General features: G+C 41.0%; 21 protein-coding genes. 10 read left to right on the top strand and 11 right to left on the bottom strand.

Going from position 1 to position 23,955, the window contains the following annotated elements:
• The 4 genes from cobA to ABWK04_02530 form a co-directional block, all read left to right on the top strand.
• A partial coding sequence (gene cobA, locus ABWK04_02515; protein ID MEZ0360760.1) for a uroporphyrinogen-III C-methyltransferase occupies positions 1-542 on the top strand: 542 nt, incomplete at its 5' end.
• A gap of 20 nt (positions 543-562) precedes the next feature.
• Positions 563-1,762, top strand: coding sequence for an argininosuccinate synthase (locus tag ABWK04_02520; GenBank protein MEZ0360761.1), 1,200 nt, complete (start codon positions 563-565; stop codon positions 1,760-1,762).
• A complete protein-coding gene (gene aroD, locus ABWK04_02525; GenBank protein ID MEZ0360762.1) occupies positions 1,762-2,421 on the top strand; it encodes a type I 3-dehydroquinate dehydratase in 660 nt (219 codons plus the stop codon). Before ABWK04_02520 ends, aroD begins: the two co-directional genes overlap by 1 nt.
• Positions 2,414-3,022, top strand: coding sequence for a phosphoribosylanthranilate isomerase (locus ABWK04_02530; protein ID MEZ0360763.1), 609 nt, complete (start codon positions 2,414-2,416; stop codon positions 3,020-3,022). The genes aroD and ABWK04_02530 overlap by 8 nt, the downstream gene beginning before the upstream one ends.
• Here ABWK04_02530 and ABWK04_02535 read toward each other — a convergent pair.
• The gene (locus tag ABWK04_02535) at positions 3,013-3,324 is read right to left on the bottom strand and encodes a GYD domain-containing protein (protein ID MEZ0360764.1); all 312 of its coding nucleotides are present in this window, start codon (positions 3,322-3,324) and stop codon (positions 3,013-3,015) included. The two genes, ABWK04_02530 and ABWK04_02535, sit on opposite strands and share 10 nt — an antisense overlap.
• A 54-nt stretch (positions 3,325-3,378) precedes the next feature.
• Positions 3,379-4,281 carry a MoxR family ATPase gene (locus tag ABWK04_02540; GenBank protein ID MEZ0360765.1) on the bottom strand — a complete coding sequence of 301 codons (903 nt, stop codon included), beginning with the start codon at positions 4,279-4,281 and terminating at the stop codon, positions 3,379-3,381.
• A gap of 31 nt (positions 4,282-4,312) precedes the next feature.
• Here ABWK04_02540 and rimP point away from each other — a divergent pair, with 31 nt between their 5' ends.
• From rimP to ABWK04_02565, 5 genes are all read left to right on the top strand, one after another.
• Positions 4,313-4,786, top strand: a complete 474-nt coding sequence (gene rimP / locus ABWK04_02545; protein ID MEZ0360766.1) for a ribosome maturation factor RimP — start codon at positions 4,313-4,315, stop codon at positions 4,784-4,786.
• A complete protein-coding gene (gene nusA / locus ABWK04_02550; protein MEZ0360767.1) occupies positions 4,780-5,763 on the top strand; it encodes a transcription termination factor NusA in 984 nt (327 codons plus the stop codon). Before rimP ends, nusA begins: the two co-directional genes overlap by 7 nt.
• Positions 5,760-7,025 carry a class I SAM-dependent RNA methyltransferase gene (locus ABWK04_02555; GenBank protein MEZ0360768.1) on the top strand — a complete coding sequence of 422 codons (1,266 nt, stop codon included), beginning with the start codon at positions 5,760-5,762 and terminating at the stop codon, positions 7,023-7,025. Before nusA ends, ABWK04_02555 begins: the two co-directional genes overlap by 4 nt.
• Positions 7,026-7,246: 221 nt before the next feature.
• The gene (locus ABWK04_02560; GenBank protein MEZ0360769.1) at positions 7,247-9,541 is read left to right on the top strand and encodes a ribonucleoside-diphosphate reductase subunit alpha; all 2,295 of its coding nucleotides are present in this window, start codon (positions 7,247-7,249) and stop codon (positions 9,539-9,541) included.
• Between the two features lie 13 nt (positions 9,542-9,554).
• Positions 9,555-10,583, top strand: coding sequence for a ribonucleotide-diphosphate reductase subunit beta (locus ABWK04_02565; GenBank protein MEZ0360770.1), 1,029 nt, complete (start codon positions 9,555-9,557; stop codon positions 10,581-10,583).
• Position 10,584: 1 nt separating this feature from the next.
• Here ABWK04_02565 and ABWK04_02570 read toward each other — a convergent pair whose 3' ends face one another.
• Genes ABWK04_02570 through ABWK04_02600 form a run of 7 tightly spaced genes read right to left on the bottom strand, consistent with a single transcriptional unit; the run spans position 10,585 to position 18,834 of the window.
• Positions 10,585-12,075, bottom strand: a complete 1,491-nt coding sequence (locus tag ABWK04_02570) for a DHA2 family efflux MFS transporter permease subunit (GenBank protein MEZ0360771.1) — start codon at positions 12,073-12,075, stop codon at positions 10,585-10,587.
• Positions 12,051-13,598, bottom strand: a complete 1,548-nt coding sequence (locus tag ABWK04_02575) for a DHA2 family efflux MFS transporter permease subunit (GenBank protein ID MEZ0360772.1) — start codon at positions 13,596-13,598, stop codon at positions 12,051-12,053. The genes ABWK04_02570 and ABWK04_02575 overlap by 25 nt, the downstream gene beginning before the upstream one ends.
• Positions 13,598-14,725 carry an HlyD family efflux transporter periplasmic adaptor subunit gene (locus ABWK04_02580; protein ID MEZ0360773.1) on the bottom strand — a complete coding sequence of 376 codons (1,128 nt, stop codon included), beginning with the start codon at positions 14,723-14,725 and terminating at the stop codon, positions 13,598-13,600. The genes ABWK04_02575 and ABWK04_02580 overlap by 1 nt, the downstream gene beginning before the upstream one ends.
• On the bottom strand, positions 14,722-15,993 hold the full coding sequence (locus ABWK04_02585) for a TolC family protein (protein MEZ0360774.1): 1,272 nt from the start codon (positions 15,991-15,993) through the stop codon (positions 14,722-14,724). Before ABWK04_02585 ends, ABWK04_02580 begins: the two co-directional genes overlap by 4 nt.
• Positions 15,990-16,562, bottom strand: a complete 573-nt coding sequence (locus ABWK04_02590; protein MEZ0360775.1) for a TetR/AcrR family transcriptional regulator — start codon at positions 16,560-16,562, stop codon at positions 15,990-15,992. Before ABWK04_02590 ends, ABWK04_02585 begins: the two co-directional genes overlap by 4 nt.
• Positions 16,562-17,794: a TolC family protein gene (locus tag ABWK04_02595; GenBank protein MEZ0360776.1), complete on the bottom strand. Its 1,233-nt coding sequence runs from the start codon at positions 17,792-17,794 to the stop codon at positions 16,562-16,564. The genes ABWK04_02590 and ABWK04_02595 overlap by 1 nt, the downstream gene beginning before the upstream one ends.
• The gene (locus tag ABWK04_02600; protein MEZ0360777.1) at positions 17,791-18,834 is read right to left on the bottom strand and encodes an efflux RND transporter periplasmic adaptor subunit; all 1,044 of its coding nucleotides are present in this window, start codon (positions 18,832-18,834) and stop codon (positions 17,791-17,793) included. The genes ABWK04_02595 and ABWK04_02600 overlap by 4 nt, the downstream gene beginning before the upstream one ends.
• Before the next feature lie 50 nt (positions 18,835-18,884).
• Here ABWK04_02600 and ABWK04_02605 point away from each other — a divergent pair, with 50 nt between their 5' ends.
• The gene (locus tag ABWK04_02605) at positions 18,885-21,899 is read left to right on the top strand and encodes an efflux RND transporter permease subunit (protein MEZ0360778.1); all 3,015 of its coding nucleotides are present in this window, start codon (positions 18,885-18,887) and stop codon (positions 21,897-21,899) included.
• Here the strand turns inward: ABWK04_02605 and ABWK04_02610 are convergent.
• Positions 21,896-23,209, bottom strand: coding sequence for a sigma-54 dependent transcriptional regulator (locus ABWK04_02610; protein MEZ0360779.1), 1,314 nt, complete (start codon positions 23,207-23,209; stop codon positions 21,896-21,898). The genes ABWK04_02605 and ABWK04_02610 overlap by 4 nt on opposite strands.
• A complete protein-coding gene (gene mazG / locus ABWK04_02615) occupies positions 23,190-23,954 on the bottom strand; it encodes a nucleoside triphosphate pyrophosphohydrolase (GenBank protein ID MEZ0360780.1) in 765 nt (254 codons plus the stop codon). Before mazG ends, ABWK04_02610 begins: the two co-directional genes overlap by 20 nt.
• Between the last annotated feature and the right edge of the window lies 1 nt (position 23,955).

Consider the following 23,955-nt stretch of genomic DNA (forward strand, 5'->3'; position numbering starts at 1 on the left):
AGCTTTTGCTTGAGTATGCATATAGCAAAGAGGTAGTAGTAAGGCTAAAAGGTGGAGACCCCTTCGTCTTTGGAAGGGGTGGAGAGGAAGCCCTCTTTTTGGCACAGCATGGCATAGAGTTTGAAGTGGTTCCGGGTATAAGCTCAGCCATAGCGGTGCCAGCCTATGCAGGCATTCCTTTGACCTTTAGGGGCATATCTTCTTCCTTTGCCGTCATAACCGGGCATGAGGACCCGAAGAAAGGAAGTTCAAGCATAGACTGGGAGAGCATGAAGGGGATAAACACCCTTGTCTTTTTGATGGCAGTTTCAAACAGGCAGGAGATAGCAAAGAGGTTAATAAGCGTGGGGAGAGAGCCGAAAGAACCCGTAGCCTTTATAGAGAGGGGAACAACAAAGGAGCAGAAGGTAGTTATTACAAGCCTTAAGGAGCTTTCTGAGAACCCACCTGAGGTGAAACCCCCTGCTGTTATGGTGGTGGGTGAGGTTGTGAGGCTTTACAATTATATAGGCTGGTTCGCTACAACACAGCAACCTTTATAACCGGTGTTATAATGCTAATTATGGCTAAAAGGGTTATTTTAGCATACTCTGGAGGGCTTGACACTTCGGTAATGGTAAGGTGGCTTACCGAAAGAGGTTACGATGTAATAACTTATACTGCTGATGTGGGGCAGGGTGAAGAGCTGAGTGATATACCAAAAAAAGCAGAAAGTTCCGGTGCGGTTGAGGCAATTGTGGAGGATTTAAAGGAGGAATTCGCAAAGGATTACTGCCTCCCTACTTTAAGGGCATTGGCTCTGTATGAGGGCAAATATCCGCTAAGCGCAGCTCTGTCAAGACCATTAATATCAAAAAAGCTCGTGTATTACGCTGAGAAATTTAAGGCTGATTACATAGCTCACGGCTCTACGGGGAAGGGGAACGATCAGGTGAGGTTTGAAGTGTCCGCGTGGGCACTCAACCCTAATATTGAAGTGCTTGCACCTGTTAGGGAGTGGGAGTTCAGATCGCGCGAAGAGGAGGTAGAGTATGCATTAAAACAAAACATTCCGGTAAAGATAACTAAAGACAAGCCTTACTCTATAGACAAGAATCTCTGGGGAGTGTCAATAGAGTGTGGACCGATGGAGGATCCGACGGTAGAACCTCCTGAAGATGCTTTTGAATGGACAATGTCTCCAGAAAAAGCTTTAGAAAAGCCTGAGTATGTAGAAATTGAGTTTGAGGAAGGACTACCCATCTCTGTGAACGGTAAAAGGTATGAGATTTTGAGTTCGCTCATTCTTGATCTTAATGTCATAGCTGGTAAGCACGGTATTGGAAGAATAGACATGGTGGAAAATAGACTCGTGGGGATAAAAAGCAGGGAGGTGTATGAAGCTCCAGGGGCGACGGTACTATACACAGCATACAGAGAACTTCTTGCTCTGACAACGGACAGATTCACCTTCCATTACTTTTTGAGTCATATACCTCATGAATATGCAAAGCTCGTTTATGAAGGGCTTTGGTTTTCTCCTTTAAGGGAAGCTTTGGATGCTTTCACATCTAAACTTGCCAAACTAGTAAATGGAAGCGTTAGACTGAAGCTCTACAAAGGTTCTCTGACGCCTGTTGGAAGAAATTCACCTAATTCCTTGTACGTAGAAGAACTTGCCACATATTCGGAAAAAGACGCCTTTGATCACAGAGCTGGTGCAAGCTTTACAAAAGTTTTCGGACTTCCCCTCAAGGTATTTGGAAGGGTAAGAAGAAGGTGATGCTTATAGCTGTACCTCTCACTGATAAAAATTTTGAAGACGGGCTGAAAGCTTGCAAAGAGTTAGGCGCTGACATAGTGGAGTTGAGGGTGGATATGTTCCAAGACGCAGATGTAAATCACTTACGCGAGCTTATAAAAAAGATACATAATACGGGGCTTAGGAACATACTAACGATAAGGAGTGAGAAAGAAGGTGGTAAGCATGTGCCTAACAGATTAAAGCTTTTTGAGGAACTTTCTCCAATAAGTGACTACACAGACTTAGAGCTATCCTCAGAAGGTATCATATCAAAGGTAAGGGATATAGTAAAAGCGCACGATAAAAAGCTCATACTTTCCTATCACAACTTTGAGAGAACTCCTCCACGCTGGATACTTAAAGAGATCTTTAGAGAAGCAAGGCGATGGGGTGCGGACATAGTAAAAGTGGCAGTTAGGGCAGATTCTTATGAGGATGTGGCAACGCTTCTTTGCATGGGCAAAGAAGAAGAAGGTGAAAAAATACTCATCTCTATGGGAAGTGTAGGTAGTATATCAAGGCTTGCTGGCTTTATCTTCGGTTCTGTGATCTCATACGCCTTTGTAGGTCAGGCTGTAGCAGAAGGTCAGATACCCCTTGAAGAGATGGTGAGGTTAAGAAGGCTTTTTTATGGTTAAGGTCAAGTTCTGCGGTATAAAAAGGCTTGAAGATTTGCAGAAAGCTATCTCTTTGGGTGTACATTACGTAGGTTTTGTACTTTATCCAAAAAGTCCAAGATACGTAAGTCTTGACCAGCTGAAAGTTTTGGTAGATACAGCTGATACCATCAAAAAGGTTGCCGTCATGGTAAATCCAGATTATGAAGACGTAAGGAAGGTTTTTGATACAGGTATAGATATGGTTCAGCTTCACGGGGAAGAAAGTTTTTCTTTCGCAAAGAAGATAGGAGCTGAGAGAGTTATAAAAGCCTTTAGGGTAAGGGATAAGATATATGTGTCAGAGGAATGGAAGAAGGTTTACGCTGTACTTTTGGATGCGTACTCAGAAAGGCTTTACGGAGGGACGGGTAAAACTTTTAGCTGGAATTTAGCTAAGGATATTGTGAATAAAGGTTTTCGCGTTTTTCTTTCAGGAGGGCTAAACCCGATCAATGTGGGGGAAGCCATAAAACAGGTAAGTCCTTACTGTGTTGATGTGTCTTCGGGGATAGAGATAGAACCAGGTATTAAAGATCACAGTAAGATGGAAGCTTTTGTAAGAGCTGTATTTCAGGAGTAATCCACCTTTATTTTCTCTATAATGCTTTTAAAATCTTTCCATTCTATAGCTGGCCAAGTTTCCGTAGTGGCGTGACCGAAGGATCTTATTATCATGGCAACTTTCGCTGCTTCCTCGTCACTGGTGGCTTCAAAGACGTCAAGATAATCATATGGACCGAAAGTCACCAAATTCATAAGCCACTTTACCCCAGGACAATTTTCCTCAATAAGCCTCTCGGCATGCTGTTCTATCTCCTTGAGCTTTTCAAGATTCTTGACAGCATAAGGCGATATCTTCGTTAGCATCACATATATACCCATCTTACTTCCCCCTTATCTAAAAATATATTCCCAGTCGAATGCCCAGTTAAGAATTCATGGTATTTTTATTTTTGTGAGGATCTCTTCCACCAGAAGCTTTGGATCGGCTTCGTTTCTTGTTATGATCCTATGGGGGAGTACGAGCGGGGAAAGTTCTATCACATCTTCCGGAACTACAAAATCCCTTCCCTTTATATAAGCGAGCGCCTTAGCACAGCTTACAAGATGTATTGCTCCTCTTGTTGACACACCAAGTACCACATCCGGATGATTCCTCGTTTGGCTTACTATCTCCACAACGAATTTACCTACATCAGGAGACACATAAAACTTCTTTATCTGATGTATTGTGCTTATAAGCTCTTGCGGTTTTACCGCTGGGATGATCCTGTCAACCTTTTCAAGAGGATTCTCCCCTCTTATTATCTGCACCTCCGTATCTGGGTCCGGATAACCCAAAGATAACCTCATACTGAATCTGTCCAACTGTGATTCAGGAAGTGGATAGGTGCCATACTGTTCCATGGGGTTCTGCGTTGCAATAACAAAAAAAGGAAATGGAAGTTCGTAAGTTACACCATCAACGCTCACCTTAGCTTCAGCCATGGCTTCAAGCAAAGCGCTCTGTGTTTTAGGAGTTGCCCTGTTTATCTCATCCGCAAGTACTATATTGTGAAATATAGGACCGTGTTTAAAAACAAAAGATTTTTTGGACTGATCATAAACGCTTACACCTGTTATGTCAGATGGTAGGAGATCACTGGTGAATTGAATTCTCGCAAAAGAAAGTCCGAGTACCTTAGAGAGTGTGAGGGCTAATGTGGTTTTACCTACACCGGGCACATCCTCAAGTATTAGATGTCCACCTGAGAGAAAGCATACGAGCGAGTAAGTAATTATCTCATCCTTACCTTTTAGAACCGAACTGACATCCAATACTATTCTATCTATATCCATGCGCATTTACCCCCATGTTATAATTTTAAACATGCAGATTAATGAAAAAAGTATAGTTCAAAAAGTAAAGGAGCTTGCAGAACCCATAATTAAAAACTTGGGTTTTAAACTTTTTGATGTGGAATTTAAACCCGAAAGGGGGTGGGTTTTGAGGATCATACTGGACAAAGAGGGAGGTATAACTATAAACGATTGTGAGGAAGTCAGCAAAAGACTAAGCGCTCTTCTTGATGTGGAAGATATAATACCCACATCCTATATACTTGAAGTATCATCTCCGGGTCTTACCAGAGAGCTTACCAAACCTGAACATTACGAGTTTTTTAAAGGTAGACTTATAAGGGCAGTTCTCAAAGAAGCTTTGGAAGGTAAGAGGGAAGTCAAAGGTTACATCGTCCAGGTTGAGGAGGGAATACTCCAGATCAGGGAAAAAGAGAGCGATAAAGTACTCCACATACCACTGTCTGCGGTAGCCAAGGCGCATCTGGAGATAGAGGGATGGTAAAAAACTTAAAAAGATTGATAGAGCAAGTCGCAAAGGAGAAAAACTTACCCGAGTGGATAGTGGAGGGTGCATTAAAAAACGCTATAGCTCTGGCAGTGAAAAAGGATAGGAAACTAAGGGAGAACCTTCAGGTGGATCTGCTTGAGGAAGGCATAAAAGTTTACATAGTAAGGAGAAAGAATTCGGAAGTGGTTAGATTTCCTCTTGATATATCAACGGAGGATGTAAATCGTATAGCAGCCTATGCGGCAAAGGAGGAGTTTCTAAAGGAGCTTGAAAAGGCGGAGGAGGAAAGAGGTTATTTAGAGTTTGTTCAGCATGAGGGGGAGATCGCTGTAGGTATAGTTAGAAGGGTGCTTGAGAATGGAGACGTACTTGTGGATCTTGGCAAGGTTATGGGCATACTTCCCAGGAGGGAACAGATACATAAAGAAGCATACAGATCCGGAGAAAGGATAAAAGCTCTCATTCTTGAAGTGAGAAGGTACAGGGGTAAGTACGAAATAATCCTTTCGCGTACTCATCCCAAGTTTTTGAAAAAACTGCTTGAGGCTGAAGTTCCGGAAATAAAAAGTGGTGAGATAGAAATAAAAGCTATAGCAAGAGAACCGGGAGAAAGGGCAAAGGTACTTGTACATGCGAAGGATATGAAGATGGATCCTGTAGGCATTATAGTGGGACTTAAAGGTTCACGTATAAACCCCATATCAAAAGAACTATCTGGCGAGAAGATAGATGTTATAAAGTGGACGGATAACGCTGAGGAACTCATAAAAAAAAGTCTGTCCCCAGCGCCAGTATTAAAAGTCAGGCTCATACCACAAGACAAAAGGGCTGAAGTTGCTGTGCCTAAAGAAAAACTTTCTCTCGCCATAGGAAAGCATGGTGTGAACGTCAAGCTTGCCAACAAGATAACGGGCTGGTACATAGATGTCCTTTCGGAAGAAGATTTTGAAAGATTGACCGCTCTGAAATGAGAACTTTGCAGGAGCTTTCCATAAAGAAAATGGTTTATGGAGGTTACGGTCTTGCCGAATACAGTGGAAAAAGAGTTTTTGTACGATACACAGCCCCTAAGGAACTTATATCTGCGGAGATTATCAAAGAAAAGAGGGATCACATAGAAGCTACGGTAAAGGAAGTACTTATAAGTTCACCATCGCGAAGAGAACCACCGTGTAGGTACTACTACTACTGCGGAGGTTGCCAGCTCCAACACATAAATGTAGATGAGCAAGTGAAGATAAAGGAAGAAATCCTGCTGGAGAGCCTCAGGCGTATAGGAAATCTGGATGTGGATACGCTGAACGAAAGCATAAGATCTAAGCAAGAGTTTAACTATAGGATAAGAGCGCAGTTCAAAGTGAGCAACGGTAATTTAGGCTTTTTTGCGTGGGGAACTCACGAACTTGTGAAAATAGATGAGTGTCTTCTTCTACATCCGGCTATAAATAATCTGATCGGATCCCTTCAAGAGCTGACAAGAAGGATCAGAAACATTCAGGAGCTTCACGTGCTTTATTCGCCAAGCGAAGGGGAGTTTCTCCTTAAGGTGATAACTCCTAACATTTACGATAAGGATAAGATCAGGAGGCTTAAAGAGAATGTACTTCCTAAGGAGGTTGTGGGTGTAGGGAATTACTCGAAGCTCGGAGATCATCTTCTGAAAAGGTATCATATAGGTAGAAGCTTTACTTACATGCAAGTTGGGAATTACAGATACAGAGTTAGTGCCGACTCCTTTTTTCAGATAAACTTTACCCTTTGGGAAGATCTCATAAGAAGTGTGGTTAAAGGAACTTACAAAAAGGTGCTTGAACTTCATTGTGGTGCAGGTTTTTTCAGCATACCTATATCGGAGATAGCTCATTTCTTGCTTTCATCAGATACCAACGCATCTGCCGTAAAAGATGCTCAATACAATGCAAAGCTCAACGGAAGGGATAACGTGGTTTTCTTTAACGAGAGTAGTTACCAAACGCTCAAAAAGTACGCAGGGGAGATCATAGACCTGCTTTTTCTTGACCCGCCAAGAGGCGGATTAACATCCGATGAGCTTACCCTTATAATTCAGAATAAGCCTAAGGAGATCATATATGTTTCGTGTAATCCAACTACACTTGCCAGAGATCTCGGTTTTATGGCACGTGGTGGATACGGTATAAAGAGTGTAAGACTCATAGACAATTTCCCTCAGACCTATCATATAGAAAGCGTTGCAGAGCTTTATCTAAAGTGAAGTATCGGACTTTCAATAACTTATGGAAAGTTATTTGTTTAAGTATGCTCTAACGTTTTGGAGGTTTGACCATAAGCGACAACGGATTTATCATTCTTACGGGGGAAGGAATTTATGGGTAACCAAGTACCGCCTGCTGGAGGATGGTTACCCTTGTAAGGGCGGAATACAAATACGCCAGCCGTAGGCTTTGGACAGCCTACGAAAGGGAAAGGGTAGATATGTATGTAACTAAGAGGAGTGGCGTCAAGGAATCTATGGATATATCCAAGATACGTATAGTTATAGACTTTGCCTGCAAGGGGCTTAGGGTTGATCCTCTTGAGCTTGAGGCTGATGCACAGATACAGTTTAGGGAAGGTATATCCACAAAAGAGATACAACAGCTACTCATAAGAACTGCTGCGGAAAAAGTATCTCCTGAAAATCCAGATTGGCAGTATGTTGCCGCAAGACTGCTCTTATATGATCTATATAAAGATGTAGGACATTTAAGAGGCTACAAGGTCAAAGATAAAATAAACGGCAAATATAAACCCTACAATCCTGATAGTTTTTATAAGCTCGTTGAAGAATACGCTAAAAAAGGTATTTACGGCGAGTATCTTTTACAAAACTACACGGAAGAGGAATTTAACGAGCTGGCAAGATACATAAATCCGGACAGAGATCTGCTTTTTAACTATACAGGCATAAAGGTCTTGGTAGATAGGTACTTGGTAAGGGATGAAAACGGCAATGTGATAGAGCTACCACAAGAAATGTATATGCTTATTGCCATGACCCTTGCTATACCTGAAAAGAAGGAGGAGAGGCTAAAGTATGCAAAGCTATTTTATGATTTGATGAGCAATCATGAAATATCTCTGGCAACTCCCACGCTAATGAACGCAAGAAGAACACATACACAACTTAGCTCTTGCTTTGTTTTAACCGTAGATGATGACCTTTATGACATCTTTGACAATGTACAAAAGGCAGGGCAAATATCCAAGTTTGCCGGTGGCTTAGGCATATACTTGGGCAAGATCAGGGCAACAGGTTCGCCAATAAGGAAGTTTAAAGGTGCAAGCTCTGGAGTTCTGCCAGTTGTAAAGATACTAAACGATGTTATGGTTTATGTGGACCAGCTTGGTATGAGGAAAGGCTCAGCTTCAATCACGCTTGATATATGGCACAAAGACGTTTTAGACTTTTTAGAGGTAAAGACAAACGTAGGAGATGAGAGGAAGAAGGCTCACGACATACATCCAGCCATATCCATACCAGATCTATTTATGAAAAGGTTAAAAAATAGAGAAAAATGGACACTCTTTGATCCCTATTACTGCAAAAACGTAAAGGATGGGAAAAATCTTGAAGACTTCAACGGAGAAGAATTTGAAAAGTTATATGAGAATTTGGAAAGAGAACTGCCAAAAGAGGCAAAAAAGGAAGTTGATGCCTTTGAGTTGTGGAAAAGGTTATTGACCGTTATATTTGAGACTGGAGAGCCTTATATTTTCTTCAGAGACACCGCAAATAAGCTAAACCCAAACAAACATTGCGGGATTGTGTATTCAAGCAATTTATGTATGGAAATTATCCAAAATATGTCGGCGACTACACACATAGAAGACAGTATTGATCCAAAAACAGGTATCATAACTCACAAAAAGAAGTCTGGAGATGTGGTGGTTTGCAATCTTGGTTCTATAAATCTTGGCAAGGTATATACGAAAGAAGATTTAGAGAGAGTTATGCCGTTACTTGTCAGAATGCTTGACAATGTGATATCCATAAACTTCTACGCCATAAAGGAGGCAGAATATACAAATAAGAGATATAGAGCAATAGGCATAGGAGTCAGCAATTACCATTACTGTTTAGTGAAAAATGGAATAGTGTGGGAGAGTGAAGAACACCTACAATTTGCAGACCAGCTCTTTGAGAGAATAGCTTATTATGCCACAAAAGGCTCTATGGAGTTAGCAAAGGAGAGAGAGAAGTACGAACTCTTTGATGGCTCAGATTGGAGCAGGGGAATATTCTTTGGAAGGAGCGCAGAAGAAAACACAAAGATATCAAAAAATGGCTTTGATTGGGTATCTTTGTCTGAAGAGGTTAAAAGGTATGGCTTGAGGAACGCCTATTTGATAGCCTTAATGCCAACAGGCTCCACATCCTTAATTATAGGTGCCACACCCTCCATAGACCCCATCTTTGCAAAGTTTTATAAAGAGGAAAATATGTCTGGCATACTGCCTCAAGTGCCTCCAGAAATAGACAAATACTTCTGGCATTATAAGAGTGCCTACAACATAGACCAAGAGTGGGTGATAAGAGCGGCATCGGTACGACAAAAATGGATAGATCAGGCACAATCTTTAAACATTTTCATAGACCCTGAAACAGTTGACGGACCAAAACTTTCAAGGCTTTATGAATTGGCTTGGGAATTAGGTTTAAAAACTGTTTACTATTGCAGAAGTAAGTCATTAACTGATATAGAAGAATGTGAAAGCTGTTCTGTTTAAAGGAGGTCTCAACATGGAAAGAACCATAATCTTTAACCCAAAAGGCGACGGAGAAGTCTCAAAAAGGAAGATAGTTTTAGGCAATCCAACCAACATAATGGAACTGAACAATGTCAAGTATCAGTGGGCATTTGAACTGTACAAAACGATGGGATTTACAAACTTCTGGATACCAGAAGAGATACCTATGCACGAAGACAGAAAGCAGTATGAAAAGGATCTTTCTCCGTATGAAAAAAGAGCCTACGAGATGGTTCTGTCTTTCCTCATAGCTCTTGATTCTTATCAAGTCAATATGTTGAAAGAGTTTGCACGCTATATTACAGCTCCGGAACTTGTTATGGCACTAACTTCTCAAGAGTTTCAGGAGGCGCTTCACTCATATTCGTATCAGTTTATTCTTGAAAGCGTAGTAGATCCATCAATAGCGGACGAAATATACAACTACTGGAGACAGGACAATGTATTGATGGAGAGAAATAAAGTAATAGCCCAGCTATACAACGAGTTTATAAAAAAGCCAAATGAAGAGAATTTTATCAAAGCGACTTTCGGAAATTACGTTCTTGAAAGTCTCTATTTTTATTCTGGCTTTGCCTTCTTCTACACACTTGGGAGACAAGGCAAAATGAGAAACACAGTCCAGCAAATAAAATACATAAACAGGGATGAGCTAACCCATGTAACATTATTCAGAAACATAATCCTGACACTAAAAGAGGAACAACCTCAGCTTTTCACACCAGAAATAGAAAAATGGATATATGAATTTTTCAAGTACGCAACGGATGCTGAAATAAAATGGGGACAGTATGTAACTCAAAATCAGATACTCGGAATAAACAACACACTTATTGACAGGTACATAAAGTATCTTGCCAATTTGAGACTTACTCAGCTTGGCTACAAGGCACTCTATCATGAAGTGACAGACAATCCTATGAAATGGATAGATACCTTTAGAACCATTAACGATACAAAAACAGATTTCTTTCAGGCAAAGCCTCAAACTTACGCAAAGAGAAGCGAGCTAAAGTGGTAGGCTATTCGCTTTTTTTATTTGTGATGAAAAGGAAGGTTACGGTAAGAAGGATACTTGCAAGGCATATATAAGATGCAGTCCTTAGGGCATCCTGTACTGCATATATACCGGCAAGCAAATCCTGAAACTGCCCAATGGTTACCTTATATCTGAAAGCGTTAAGCCCAGAAATTCTCTGCATAAAGGAAACCAAGTATTCGGAAGTAAGTACAGATCTTATACCGTTTATTTCGTCAAAGTGGAAGGCTCTACCTGTTTCAAGTGTGTACGTTGCTATGGATGTTGCTATGGATGCCCCCATAAGCCTCGCATAGTTGTAAAGAGCTGTTCCTATAGGTATCTGGTGAGGTTTTAAGCTTTTAAAGGCAAGGGCGGTCAGCGGAGCAAAAAAGAACCCCATAGCCATACCTATAAAACACATATAAGTGGCAACTTTCCATCTGGGTGTATAGTAATCTATATGGGATAAAAACACAGAGAGAGTCAAAAAGAGAATACTTTGAGATACAAGTAAAAGTAGCTTAGGTTCTAACCTGTCACTGAGCCTGCCACCTATGAGGGCGAAAAGAGCGAGCAAAAAGGCATAGCCTAAAAAGGTCAATCCGGTTTGGAAGGTAGGAACTAACCTTAAGCTTTCAAAGTATATGGGCATGAGGTATATGATTTGAAAGAATACAAAGCCATATATTGTAACGAAGGTAATTATAGCGTAAAGGTAGTTGGGTTCTTTGAAGATGGAATAATCAATAAGGGTATTTTTTGATGTGAGTTCAGAAAGAGCAAAGATTAAAAGAAAAAATACGCTTGTAAAAAAGGCTAAAAAAGTCTTGGTAGAGTAAAACCAACCCCAGCTTTCTCCTTTTGAAAGAAACACTATAAAAGCTATGGAAGATACTGACAAAGCCAAAAAACTGAGCAGGTTTAAAGGCGGTTTTGCCCTGTAGCCTATCTCTGGTAGCATAAAATAAGCTACAGGTAACAGAATAACAACTACGGGAACATTTATGTAGAAGATCCACCTCCATGAAAAGTACTCTACCATATATCCGCCCACCGTAGGACCAAGTCCCGGTGCGAAAGCTACAGCCATCGCATAAAAACCCATAGCTGTTCCTCTTTTTTCTGGAGGGAATAAACTAAAGAGTATAGATTGGGAGGAAGGTATCAAAAGTCCTTCTCCCATTCCTTGAAGAAATCTGAAGACTATCATCTCCTCAAGGGTTGAAGCTTGACCAGAGAGAGCACTACCAATGCTGAAAAGTGCCAGCCCTATTATGTAAGTATTTTTTAGACCTACGCGTGCGGATATTGCATTAAAAACAATTATCGTGATAGCGGTAGCCACTATGTAGCTTATAGGTACCCACTCAATACCGTATATGTCCGTTTGAAGAGGAGCTATCATCTTGGGTATGGCTACATTGGTACTTGTTATACCAAGCACCGCCAAGAAAGTACCTAAAACTACTAAGAAAGCATAGAACCACGCCATCTTTTTGCCCTCTCTCTTGCGTACTCAAAAATTACGTAAAAGACCAAAATAGAGCCAAGGATTCCCCACAAGCCTGCGGTAAAGAAAGTACTGCGAAAAGCATCTGAGTATGCATATAGCTGTTCTATGCTGTAGAATAACGCTTTTGCCTTCTCTGTAGTAAAATGCTGGTAGAGTTTTTCAAGGTACAACCCAACAACCGTAGTTTGTATTTCGTTAGTTCTGTGAAAATTCTCCCACATATATCTTTGAAGGTCATTTGTTGCTATGGCAGTTCCAAAGGAACCCCCAACGAACCTTATGTAATGCATCAAGCTAACACCGAGTGTGGTGTTCTCTCCAAGCTTCTTAAGAGCCAGATTAGTAATGGGAGCGAAGAAAAAGCCCATGCCGATTCCGAGAGGTATCATCTTCGCAGAAGCTTCCCATGCTGGTGTGAAGTAATTGAAATTTGGTAAAAGGAAGAGTACCGAATAAAGGTAAGTCAATACAGCTATGCTAAGGGGAAAGACTTCAGATTTCTTATCTCCTAAAAGTCCAGCGATGGGAGATGATAGCCCTATAGCGAAAGCTAAAGGTAATATGTGTAAGCCTGTTTGTAAAGTGTCAATGCCCTTCAAGTTCTCATAATAGAGAGGTATTAGATAAAAAACCTGGTACATAGAGAAACCCAAAAGTAGAAAGTAAACGGACAAAGCTATAATGAATTCCTTTTCAGAAAATACAGCAGGTTCTATAAGAGGTTTTTTTGAAGTTAGTTCGGAAAGTATAAAGAGTAAAAAGGAGAAAAGGGAAATTAAAGAAGTGTAAAGAATAAGATCAGACCTCCACCAACCGTACTGTTGCCCTTTTGATAGAGTGATCAGAAGTGATACCGTGGCCAAGGATATAAAGAGGAAGGAGGTGACGTTAAGCCTTTTGTACGTATTTTTTGGCTTATACTCGGGAAGGAAGGACAGTGCGAGGACGAGGTTCAAAATCCCTATGGGTATATTTATGTAAAAGATCCATCTCCAGCTTATATGTTCCGTAATGTATCCTCCTAGCGTAGGACCCAAGGCTGGTGCAAAACTCACACCAAGTCCGTATATACCCATAGCGAGACCTCTTTTTTGTGGCGGATAGGCGCTAAAGAGAAGAGCCTCTGCGCTTACGACTATAAGAGCTTCACCCAACCCTTGCAAAGCCCTTGAGCCTATCATCCAGCCGAGGAACTGTGCATGTCCTGAGAAGAAGGATGCAAGGGTAAAAAGGGAAAGCCCCGAGACAAAAACCTTTTTGAGTCCGAAGTATCTTTCCAACGTCTCCACTATGAGAATACCTGAAGCTGCAGCTGTCATGTATGAGGTGATTACCCATTGAACGCCGTAGAGATCCGTGCTAAGCGGAGCCATCATTCTTGGTACAACTATGTCCACTATGGTGGTGTCCAGAATTGCCATAAATACACCGAGCATCAAAGAAAGCGTAAGCATAACCCTTTCTGTAAGCGTCAAAAGTTCATGAAGGGGCTTTTCCTCCATCACTTTACCCTTTTTATCTCCACTTCGCCTCCCATACCAACCCTCATCAAAGACACATCGCCTTTAGTTATTCTTATCTTAACTGGTATCCTTTGAACCACCTTTGTGAACTCGCCTGCTGAAACATCACGCGGGACTAAAGCAAAGGTAGCTGCAGATGCAGGACTTATTTCTTCCACCACACCCTCAAAAATCTTGTCCGGATAAGCATCAAGTCTCACGTAAGCTATACATCCTTTCTGAACACCTTTTAACTTGGATTCCTCCAGAAGTACCTCCACATACATGGAATTAGGTTTGACGAGAGCGTATATGGGGCTGCCAGGACCTACTACATCACCTACGCTTACGTAGCGCTTTGCCACTATACCATCAAAGGGTGCGATGAGTTTTGTATTTAGAAGATCATTTTCTGCTATTTCTTCCTGCCTTTTAAGACTTTCTATCTCCTTTTCTATGGATACTATCTGTGCCTGTAGCTCTTTTTCCTTGAGAAAGGCTATTCGTGACAAATTTATTCCTTTAAGACTCCTTTCGTGACTTATGGCTATCTCCTCAAGATTCTTTTTTAAGCTCTCCTCTTGCTCTTTTAGAACCTTGTATCTGGTATCTGCCTCTTCGTAAGTCCTTCTTGGTATAACACCTTGCTGTAAGAGATTTTCATATCTGTCTTTGTCTCTCTTTGCAAGCTGAAGTTGTGCTTGAACTTGTGCCAGCTGTTTCTGCAATGCTTGCTTTTTCTTTTCTACCTCACTTGCGGAAAGCTCCGACATTGAGTAATTTATGTTCAGCTCCTCAGAGGTTCTTGCAAGCTGTATTTTTAGTTGCTCTTTTGTAGCCTCCAGACTCTCTATTTTTGCCTTTATGTTCTGAACGTTAAGTGCGTAATCGGTGGGATCAAGCTCAGCTATGACTTCACCTTTTTTCACCTTATCGCCAAGATCTTTATAAAGTTTTATTACTCTTCCTGATACCTTCTGAAAACCTACATTGGAAAGCTCATCGGCTTTCACAAAGACAGCGTCAGTAACAGCATAGTCTATCCTATGCTTTATCCACTTGAAAGCGAGAAAAGAAAAGATAATAAGAAGGATAACAATCGTAACTATGCCTATCTTACGCTTCATTTCTCTCCTCCTACAGCGCGAATAAGTTCGTAGTATGCTTTTAAATACTCGTAATAAGAGATCACTTTATTCTTTCTCGCTTGGGTGAGGCTCGCCTCAGCAAGTAAAAGATCCGTAGAGCTTATGATCTGGTTCTTATACTGCTCTTCAGAGAGCCGGTAAAACTCCTCAGCGTACTTTAGGGTATCTTCAGCAACGCGCAAATTATCCTTAGCTGTTAGTAGGTCTTCGTAAGCCTTTTTAACTTCCAACTTCACATTCTCTTTTACGTTTTCAAGCTCCCACCTTGCTCTCCTTTCATCTTCAGCCCTACTTAACAATCTGTAGTAAGGTTCAAAAGATTGGAACTCAAAGTTGAGTCCTGCGGATAGTGTATAGACACCCTTCGGTGTGATAACGGGATTTTGATCCGAATAGGTGTACTCAGTCTGCAGGAATATTTTAGGAAGGTACTTGCTCTTCTCTATGTCTTGAAGCTTCTTAGCTTGGTAAACCTTTTCCGAATATGCGCGAACTATAAACCTGTTTTGAAGAGCCTCTTGGTAAAGCTCTTCAAGATTTGGTATAGGGCGCTCCATCAATTGCGGTGCTTTAATCTCCCTTATCTTATCCTCCTGTATACCTGTAAGTTTTGAAAGATTTGCCAATGCAACACTGTAGTCTCCCTCCGCTTTCCTAAGATCCCTTTGAACTTCTGCAAGCCTTACCTGTGCCTGAAGTACATCGGTGATCGCTACGAGTCCTTCCTTATAAAAAGCCTTTGCACGTTCGTACTGGGATCTCACCGCTTCAAGCTGTTTTTTATAGACATCAATGATATCCTTGCTTGAAAGCACATCAAGGTAGGCTTTTATAACCTGCAGTTTTATATCTTCCTTCTTCTCACCGTATAAGTCTTCTTGAAGTCTTACCTCTGAGGAGGATATACTCAATTTTCCTTCTCTTGCTCCGCCATCATAAATTGTTTCCCTCAGTCCCGCATTAAATGTTCTGTAATTCTGTTTTGCGGACTCTATGGAAAGAGGTGGAAAAGGTCCGAAGGGTGGTATATTCAGGCTTTGCTTGTTTGATAACTTGTTAAAAGATAGGTTTAGGAAAAAACTCGGAAGATAAAGGTTTTCGTCAGCCTTTTTTGTATAAAAGGCTGAGTTGACAGCGTGTTTGTATGCTCTAAGCTCCGGATTGTTTTCCATAGCACTCTGGACAGCTTCTTCAATAGTCAAAGAGAAAGCGAAAGAAAAGGTGAGAAAAAAGATAAAGAGCTTCATCCTTTTACCCCCTTTAAGATCACATCTATACCTTCACTCACTAAGGAAAGTATGTCCTTAAGATCTACGTTATCCTTGAGTAAGTATTCAAGATAAACTATCCTTACGTATCCCATAAAAATGTTTACTATATTTTCCGTATTTTTGTACGAAAACACGCCACTCTTTACACCCTTTTCCACTATGATCCTTAGAAGCTCTCTGACCTTTTTGTTCTTTTCAAAGTAAAGCTTTCTAAACTCTTCGTTTGTAGCCACGAGCTGAAAGAGGAATATGTAGGCTATAGGTTTTTCCTCGTACATGATCTTAAAAAAATCAAGGGTTGAGTTTTTTATTATATCCTCCACATTGTCCTCTTTTGAAGCGTATTCTTTTAATATTTTTACAATTTTTTGGGACATGTTCTTAACAAGTTCCTTGAATATATCTTCCTTGCTCTTAAAGTATAAATAAAAAGTTCCTTGAGAAAGACCCGCATCAGCGACTATATCCGATACCCTAGTTTCGTAATAACCTCTCTCGGAAAAAAGTTTTTTGGCTGAGTTGAGCAGTTTTTCCTTTGTCTCCATCACCTCGTTAACCTTTCTATAATTGCTATGTCACTCATGTACTGATAAAGCAACAGGTAGTAATTTTGAAGTGTCTGATTGTAGTTATTCCTTGCATCAAGAACCTCAAGTTGATTTGTAACTCCGTATTTGTACCTTTCCGTAGATAGTCTTAAAGCTTCCTTCGACGCTTCTAAGGAACTTTCTACCGCTTTTATCTGCATCTTTAAAGATTCTATGTCCTCAAGAGTCTTCCTTAGTTGCGCGTCTTGAGTGTATAGAGTATCTATATAAGTTTCTTTTTGTTTGAGGTAATCTATGTTAGCCTGCGCTATGTTCGCTTCTCTCTGGAAGCCATCAAAGAGATTATAATTGAATTGAAAGCCAAAGGTATAACCCCTTATCCACTCAGTGCCTCCAGATAAACTGCGCCTTCCAGTACTTCCCTGATACGTGACAAAACCTGAGAGGTTGGGAAAGTATGCGTCCTTTGCAACATCTATGCGTTTTGCGTAAACATCAAGACTCTTTTTAGCTACAAGCAAAGTAGAATTTCTCTCAAGGAGAGACTTTTTGAGTATCTGGTAATTATCCTCAAAAGGTAAAAATTGGAGATTTCCTTCGGGATCCACGTCTTTATCAAGTCTCAGATAGGCTTTAAAGTCCTCCAAAGACTTTTTGTAGTCTGAGAGCGCTTGCTGATATTGAGCCTTTGCGGTCTCAAGCTGTGCTTTACTTCTCATCAAGTTGACAACAGGCACAATTCCAGCCCTGTATTGAGCATCCGTAAGCCTATAATTCTCTTCCCAGTAATTCAGATTGTCTTCGTAAAGTTTTACCACTTCCTTCTTGTAAAGGAGAGCGTAAAAGATCTGTTTGGTTTGGTTTTCTACAGTCCTTTTTACATCTTCCAGAACATAACTTTGCAGATCTTTTGTAAGTTTTGATAGTTTTATAGCGTCAAATACAGCCTTATCAAATATGCTCTGATTTAACTGAAAGATATATGACTGCCTTTCTCGAGGGGTAAAACCGAAGGCTAAGGAAGAGTCCAATCTCGTGTAAGAGTAAGATACGCTAACCTGCGGAAGTATTCCAGCTCTAGCTTTTTTTATGTCTTCTTCCACCCTTTTGAGATCAAGTTCAGAAAGCCTCAACTGTGTGTTATTCTTAAGAGCTAAGTTTAAAGCTTCCTCCAAAGTTATGGACCAACTTACGCAAGCGGATAAAAGAATAATAAGTAAGTACCTCATTTTACCCTCACTTTACTCGTTTGGTTAAGAAGATAGGCGTTTTCAACCGCTACGGCGTCTCCCTCTTTGAGATCAGCCTTTGCGTAGATGTATCCCTCTTCCTGCTTTATTATATCCACCTTTACAGGGATTACCTTCTCACCTACCACTTTCCACACAACCTTCTGGTTTCCCACAAGTACTACCGCGGTTTCTGGTATCTTGAAAGCTATAGCGGAAGCCGTGGGTATATGTACTTGTGTATACATATTAGGTTTTATTTCCTTCTTTGGGTTTTTCACTAAAGCTTTGATGGTTATCATTCTGTTTGTATCTGCGGAAGGTGATATAAAGTTTATCTCTCCCTGATACTTACCCGCACCCTCCACGTCCAGATATACGGATGATCCTATTCTAAGATTTGGCAAAATTTCCTGAGGTACTTGAAAGACAACCTTTATAGGGTCAAGGGTTACAAGTCTGAAAGTTTGTGATTGGGGAGTCACATAATCACCTATATTCACAAATTTCTGCGCTATATATCCGGAAAAGGGGGCTTTCAAAACAGTTCTTGAAAGCTGTAGCTGTGCGTTTTTAAGCTGTGCTTCCAGCGCCTTTACCTGATCTTCATACACCTTCATCTGCGTGCCTGCATTTTCAAAATCCTCCTTAGATATTAGGTCTTTCTCGTATAGAAACTTTCGCCTCTCGTAAATAGCTTTTTGATTTTCATAGTTTGCCTTTGCTTGTGTAAGGTTAGCTTGTATCTGTCTGAGTGTATTCTCGTAGTCCGAAGGATCTATTTGTAGAAGAGGCTGACCCGCACTCACCCAGTACCCTTCATCCACAAATAGCCTGAGTACTCTTCCACTCACTTCAGGTCTTAGAGTAACATCCTTTATGCTTTCAAAGTATCCGTTTGTTGTGTAAAAAACCTCCACGCTTTCCGGCTTTACCCTATAAACGCTTATCTGAATATTCTCCTGCTTAATTTGAGGATTTTCCTCTTTACCGCAACCCGCTAAAAATACAAACAGCATTATCAAAAGCAGTCGGAACATACCTATATTATACAACATATTGACCAGTCAGTCAGTTATAATATAACACCATGTACAGATTTTTCATTCGCAGACCAGTAACCACTATTATGTTCATGCTCTCTTTTGTTCTCCTGGGCTTGTTTACCTATACGAAAATACCCGTTGACAGGCTTCCCAATGTAGACTTTCCCATAGTTACCGTAACTACAACTTATCAAGGGGCTGACCCAGGTGTTGTGGACACTAATGTGACAAGATACATAGAGGATGAGGTCTCTACAGTAAGCGGTATAGATGCTATCATTTCGCAAAGTTACGCTGGCACATCAAGAGTGACTATAGTTTTTACTCTTGATAAGAACATAGATGTGGGCGCTCAGGAGGTCAGGGATGCTGTTCAAAGAGCCTACAGACGTATGCCTGTAGGTGTGGATCCTCCAGTGGTCACAAAAGTTGACACGAGCGGTTTTCCAATTCTTGCCATTCACCTGCACTCTAAAAGCGTGGATTATCAAACCATTGCTTATTATGCTGATAAAGTGATAAGTAGAGAATTTCAGAAGATAAATGGAGTGGGTAACGTAGGGTTAGGGGGATTTAGGGATAATGTGCTTTGGGTAAGAATATTTCCAGAAAGGCTTTATTCTTATGGTATTACACCGGTAGATGTCTTAAATGCGGTTTCCAACAACCATCTTGAGGTACCTACAGGTACTATATATGGAAAGGATAAGGAATATATCATCAGACTGTATGGTAAGGTTCAAGATCCTAAGGAGCTTGACGATACTTACATTAAGGGCAACATAAAACTCAGAGATGTAGGCTTTGTAGAGTTTACCGAAGACGAAAAGCGAGGTATGGCGAGGTTCAAAGGTGAGCAATCTGTAGCTATGATCATTTATAAACAATCGGGATTTAATACCGTAGCTGTAGCTGATGCGGTAAAAGCAAAAATGGCAGAATTGAACAAACAACTGCCCCCTGGCATGCGCATGGACATCACCTTTGATACCAGCGTATTTCCAAAAGATAGCGCGCATGCTGCTGTGGAAGAGATCATCATGGGAAGCTTTTTAACCGCTATCGTCGTATTCCTTTTTTTGGGAAGCTTTAGACTCACATTTATTCCTATCTTTGCCATACCCGTTACATTACTCAGCGCTGTGATATTCCTTTACTATACGGGTAATTCCTTGAATACTTTTACTTTATTGGCTCTTGCTGTAGCTGTGGGTATAGTGATAGATGATGCCATAGTAGTGATAGAGAGCATATACAGGAGAAGAGAAGAGGGTCTTGAGAGAATAGAAGCGGCTGAAGTAGGTACGCGCATAGTGGTCTTTGCCTTGCTTGCCTCTACATCATCCCTCGTTATAGTTTTTCTGCCCATCATATTTCTCAAAGGAGTAATAGGCAGTTTCTTTGGCAGTTTTGCCTTAACTTTGGTAGTTGCCATAGCTGTCTCTTACGTGGTAGCAATAAGCTTTACCCCTATGGCGAGCGCAAGGATGATAAGGGAAGTCAAAGAAAATGCCTTTATGAGAGTATACGGAAAGTTTGAAGCCTTATTCGACAAAATTCTAAGATGGTCCCTTGATCATAAATTGATTGTGCTTACCCTTTCTCTCTTTACAGTCTTTGTAGGTTTTATGTTTCTAAGGTCTACTAAAAAGGAATTTTTCCCTATTACCGACGAAGGGGCTTTTATAGTGAGGTTTGAAACTCCCATAGGTACTTCTTTTGATTTTACCAACAGCAAAGCAAAAGAGGTGGAAGCCATACTTCTTAAGAATCCTTACATTGACAGGTTTGGAATAGCCATAGGTCAAGGTGTCGCAGGAAGACCTGATGTTAATGGAGGGCAGGCTTTCATCTTTCTAAAAGACAGATCCGTAAGACCCCATCAGGCGGTTATTATGGACCAGCTCAGAAGGGAACTTACTAAAATAAAGGACATAAAAGTGAGCGTTGAAGCCTTTCCTATAGTGATGGGTGCAGGCAAACAGACGGACATAACCTACGCGGTGAGAGGTCCATCCTTGGAAGAGCTACAGAGGATATCTGACAAGATGGTGGCGGAGTTCAGACAAAGACCAGGCTATAAAGATGTGGATACGGATCTTAGACTCAACGAACCACAGATACAAATTAGGGTAAACAGGGAAAAGCTTGGAGATCTCGGCATAACTGTTGAGGACGTAGGGATAACCTTAAGCATACTCTTTGGCAAATATAAGTTTGGTACTTACGAAGTGGGGGGTGAAAGTTACAACGCTTACATAAAAGCTGATCCCGAATTTGTAAAAAACTGGGAGAATCTAAAGAAGGTTTATCTGAGGACAAAAGATGGTGGACTTGTACCACTGACGGATGTTGTAAGCCTTCAAATTGCACCAGGCTATCACGTGATCAACAGATACAACAGACAATACTCCTTTACCTTTTACGCAAACCTCTCGGGAAAGGCACTGGGAGATGCTACAGCCGAAGTAGAAGCTTGGCTCAAAAACAATCTGCCACCTGGATACTTCTTTGAAGCTACAGGTCAGACCAAGGAATTTGCGAGAGCCTTCAAGGGTCTAGTTTTTGCTTTAACTACGGCGATTGTAGGTATATATATGGTTCTTGCCAGTCTATTTGAAAGCTACAGGCATCCCTTCACCGTGCTTTTGACAGTCCCGCTTAGTCTTTCTGGTGCATTCGGACTAATGTACCTTACCGGCACATCTTTGAGTGTACCATCATATTTTGGTATCATACTACTCATAGGCATAGTGGTCAGAGATGCGGTACTTTTTATAGAGAGGATCATACAACTCAGAAAGGAGGGCTATGAGACGAGAAACGCCATACTTCAAGCTAGGAGGGAAAGGCTCAGACCAATACTCATGACCACACTCACTATAGTATTTGCTCTATTCCCTGTAGCTCTTGGGCTTACTGCAGGATCGGAGCTTAGAAAACCCTTAGCTATTGCAGTTATAGGAGGTATAGCCTCTGCTCTCCCTCTTAGCCTGCTCGTACTTCCCATAGTTTACGAAATGTTTGACAGTTTGAGATGGAGAAAGCGTAGAAACTAAGGTTCTGGCTTTATGCGGTATTTCTCTATCTTTCTGTATAGGGTTCTGAGGGGGATACCTAACATCTCCGATGCAAGTTTTTTGTTGTAGTTTACTTCTCTCAAAGCCTCCTCTATTTTCTTTTTCTCCAGCTCCCTAAGGAGTTTATACCCTTGAAAGTTTAAAAAGCTTAGATCTTTCTCATCTATGTATTCGCCTTCGCACAGCAAACATATCCTTTCCACGATGTTCCTGAGCTCTCTCACATTTCCCGGATAATTGTAAGTAAGTAACAAATTCTTTGCCTTTTGGGTAAAACCCTTTACACTTCTGGAGTATTTGGCAGAAAATATCTTTAAAAAGTGTTCCGCGATAGGTATTATGTCCTCCTTCCTTTCTCTTAAAGGTGGTATGCACAACTCAAAGGTATTGAGCCTGAAGTAAAGATCTTCCCTAAACTTGCCAGCTTTTACAAGTTCCCTGAGATCTTTGTTGGTTGCGCTTATAATTCTCACATTGCTCTCTATTTCTTTTCTGCCTCCCACTCTGTAGAACTTCTTTGTCTCTATAACCCTGAGGAGTTTAGCCTGAAGAGAAAGATCTATCTCACTTATCTCATCCAAAAAAAGTACGCCACCATCCGCAAGCTCAAAAAAGCCCTCCTTTGAAGTGCTTGCCCCAGTAAATGCCCCCCTTTCGTAACCGAAAAGCTCAGCTTCCAACAGATCCTTCGGTATTGAGGCTATATTGATAGCTATGAAGGGTTTTGAACTCCTGTCGCTCACATTATGCACGATCCTTGCCACAACCTCTTTTCCTACGCCCGTTTCCCCTACAATAAGGACAGGACAATCGCTGCAGGCTATTTTTTCTACTTGCCTTAGAACTTCTTTCATCTTCTTACTTTCAAAGATGAAACCTTCCTCTTTAAGGTTTTTCTCTTTCCTCAAAAGTTCGTTTTCCCTTTTAACGGCAAGAGATTGGTAAGCCTTCTCAAGTGTCGTTTCTATCTCTTCAAGTGTGCAAGGCTTTGTCAAAAAGTCATAGGCTCCCCTTTTCATAGCTTCTACAGCTGTCTTTATAGTACCGTGTCCAGTCAGCACAACAATTTCTGTGAGGTTTTGTGAGAACTTTACCCTTTCAAGGAGTTGCATGCCATCAATGTCCGGAAGGAGAAGATCAAGTAATACGAGATCAAAACTGTATTTTTCAATGTGTTCTATAGCCTCCCTTCCATTGGTTGCAAGCCATACCTTGTAACTTCTTTCATCAAAATACTCTTTAAGTAATCTGCCCAGGTCTTCATCATCTTCAACTATCAAAAGCCTCATCTTTATCAAACCTCTTGGCTTCAAGCCAGAGACCATCCATCTCTTTGAGGCTCATATCTTTGAGCTCAATTCCCATCTCTTTTGCCTTTTTTTCCATATACCTAAATCTCCTTTCAAACCTATCGTTTGCCTTTTGAAGTGCAAGCTCCGCATCAACTTTCAAAAATCTTGAAAGCTCAACTACCGCTGTGAGTACGTCCCCAATCTCATGCTGTATGTTATCCTTGTTCCCTTCTTTTATAGCTTCTTTTAGCTCTTGTATCTCCTCCTGTATTTTATCAAATACCTGCTGTAGGTTTTCAAAATCAAAGCCTACAAGACTCGCTCTGTCCTGAAGTTTTTGAGAGCGCATCAAGGCGGGCATAATTTTAGGAACGCCGTCAAGGATACTTTCCCTGTCCTTTGCCTTTCTTTCCTCCCATTTTTTGAGAATATCCTCTGCGGGTTCACAGCCAAAAACATGAGGATGTCTGTCTATGAGCTTTTGCCTCAGCTGTCTCGCAACATCCTGAATATCAAAGGCTTTTCTTTCTTTAGCTATCTGTGCGTGCATAAGTACTTGAAGAAGCATATCGCCAAGCTCTTCAAGAAGCAATTTGTCATCCTTTTTGTCTATGGCTTCCAAAAGCTCGTAAGCTTCTTCTAAGAGATACCTTTTGAGACTTTCGTGGGTTTGCCTTTTATCCCATGGACAGTCTTTTCTTATCTTCGCTACAACTTCCAAAAGGGACTTCAGTTCGTCCATA

The organism is Hydrogenobacter sp., from assembly GCA_041287335.1.
Lineage (GTDB): Bacteria > Aquificota > Aquificia > Aquificales > Aquificaceae > Hydrogenobacter.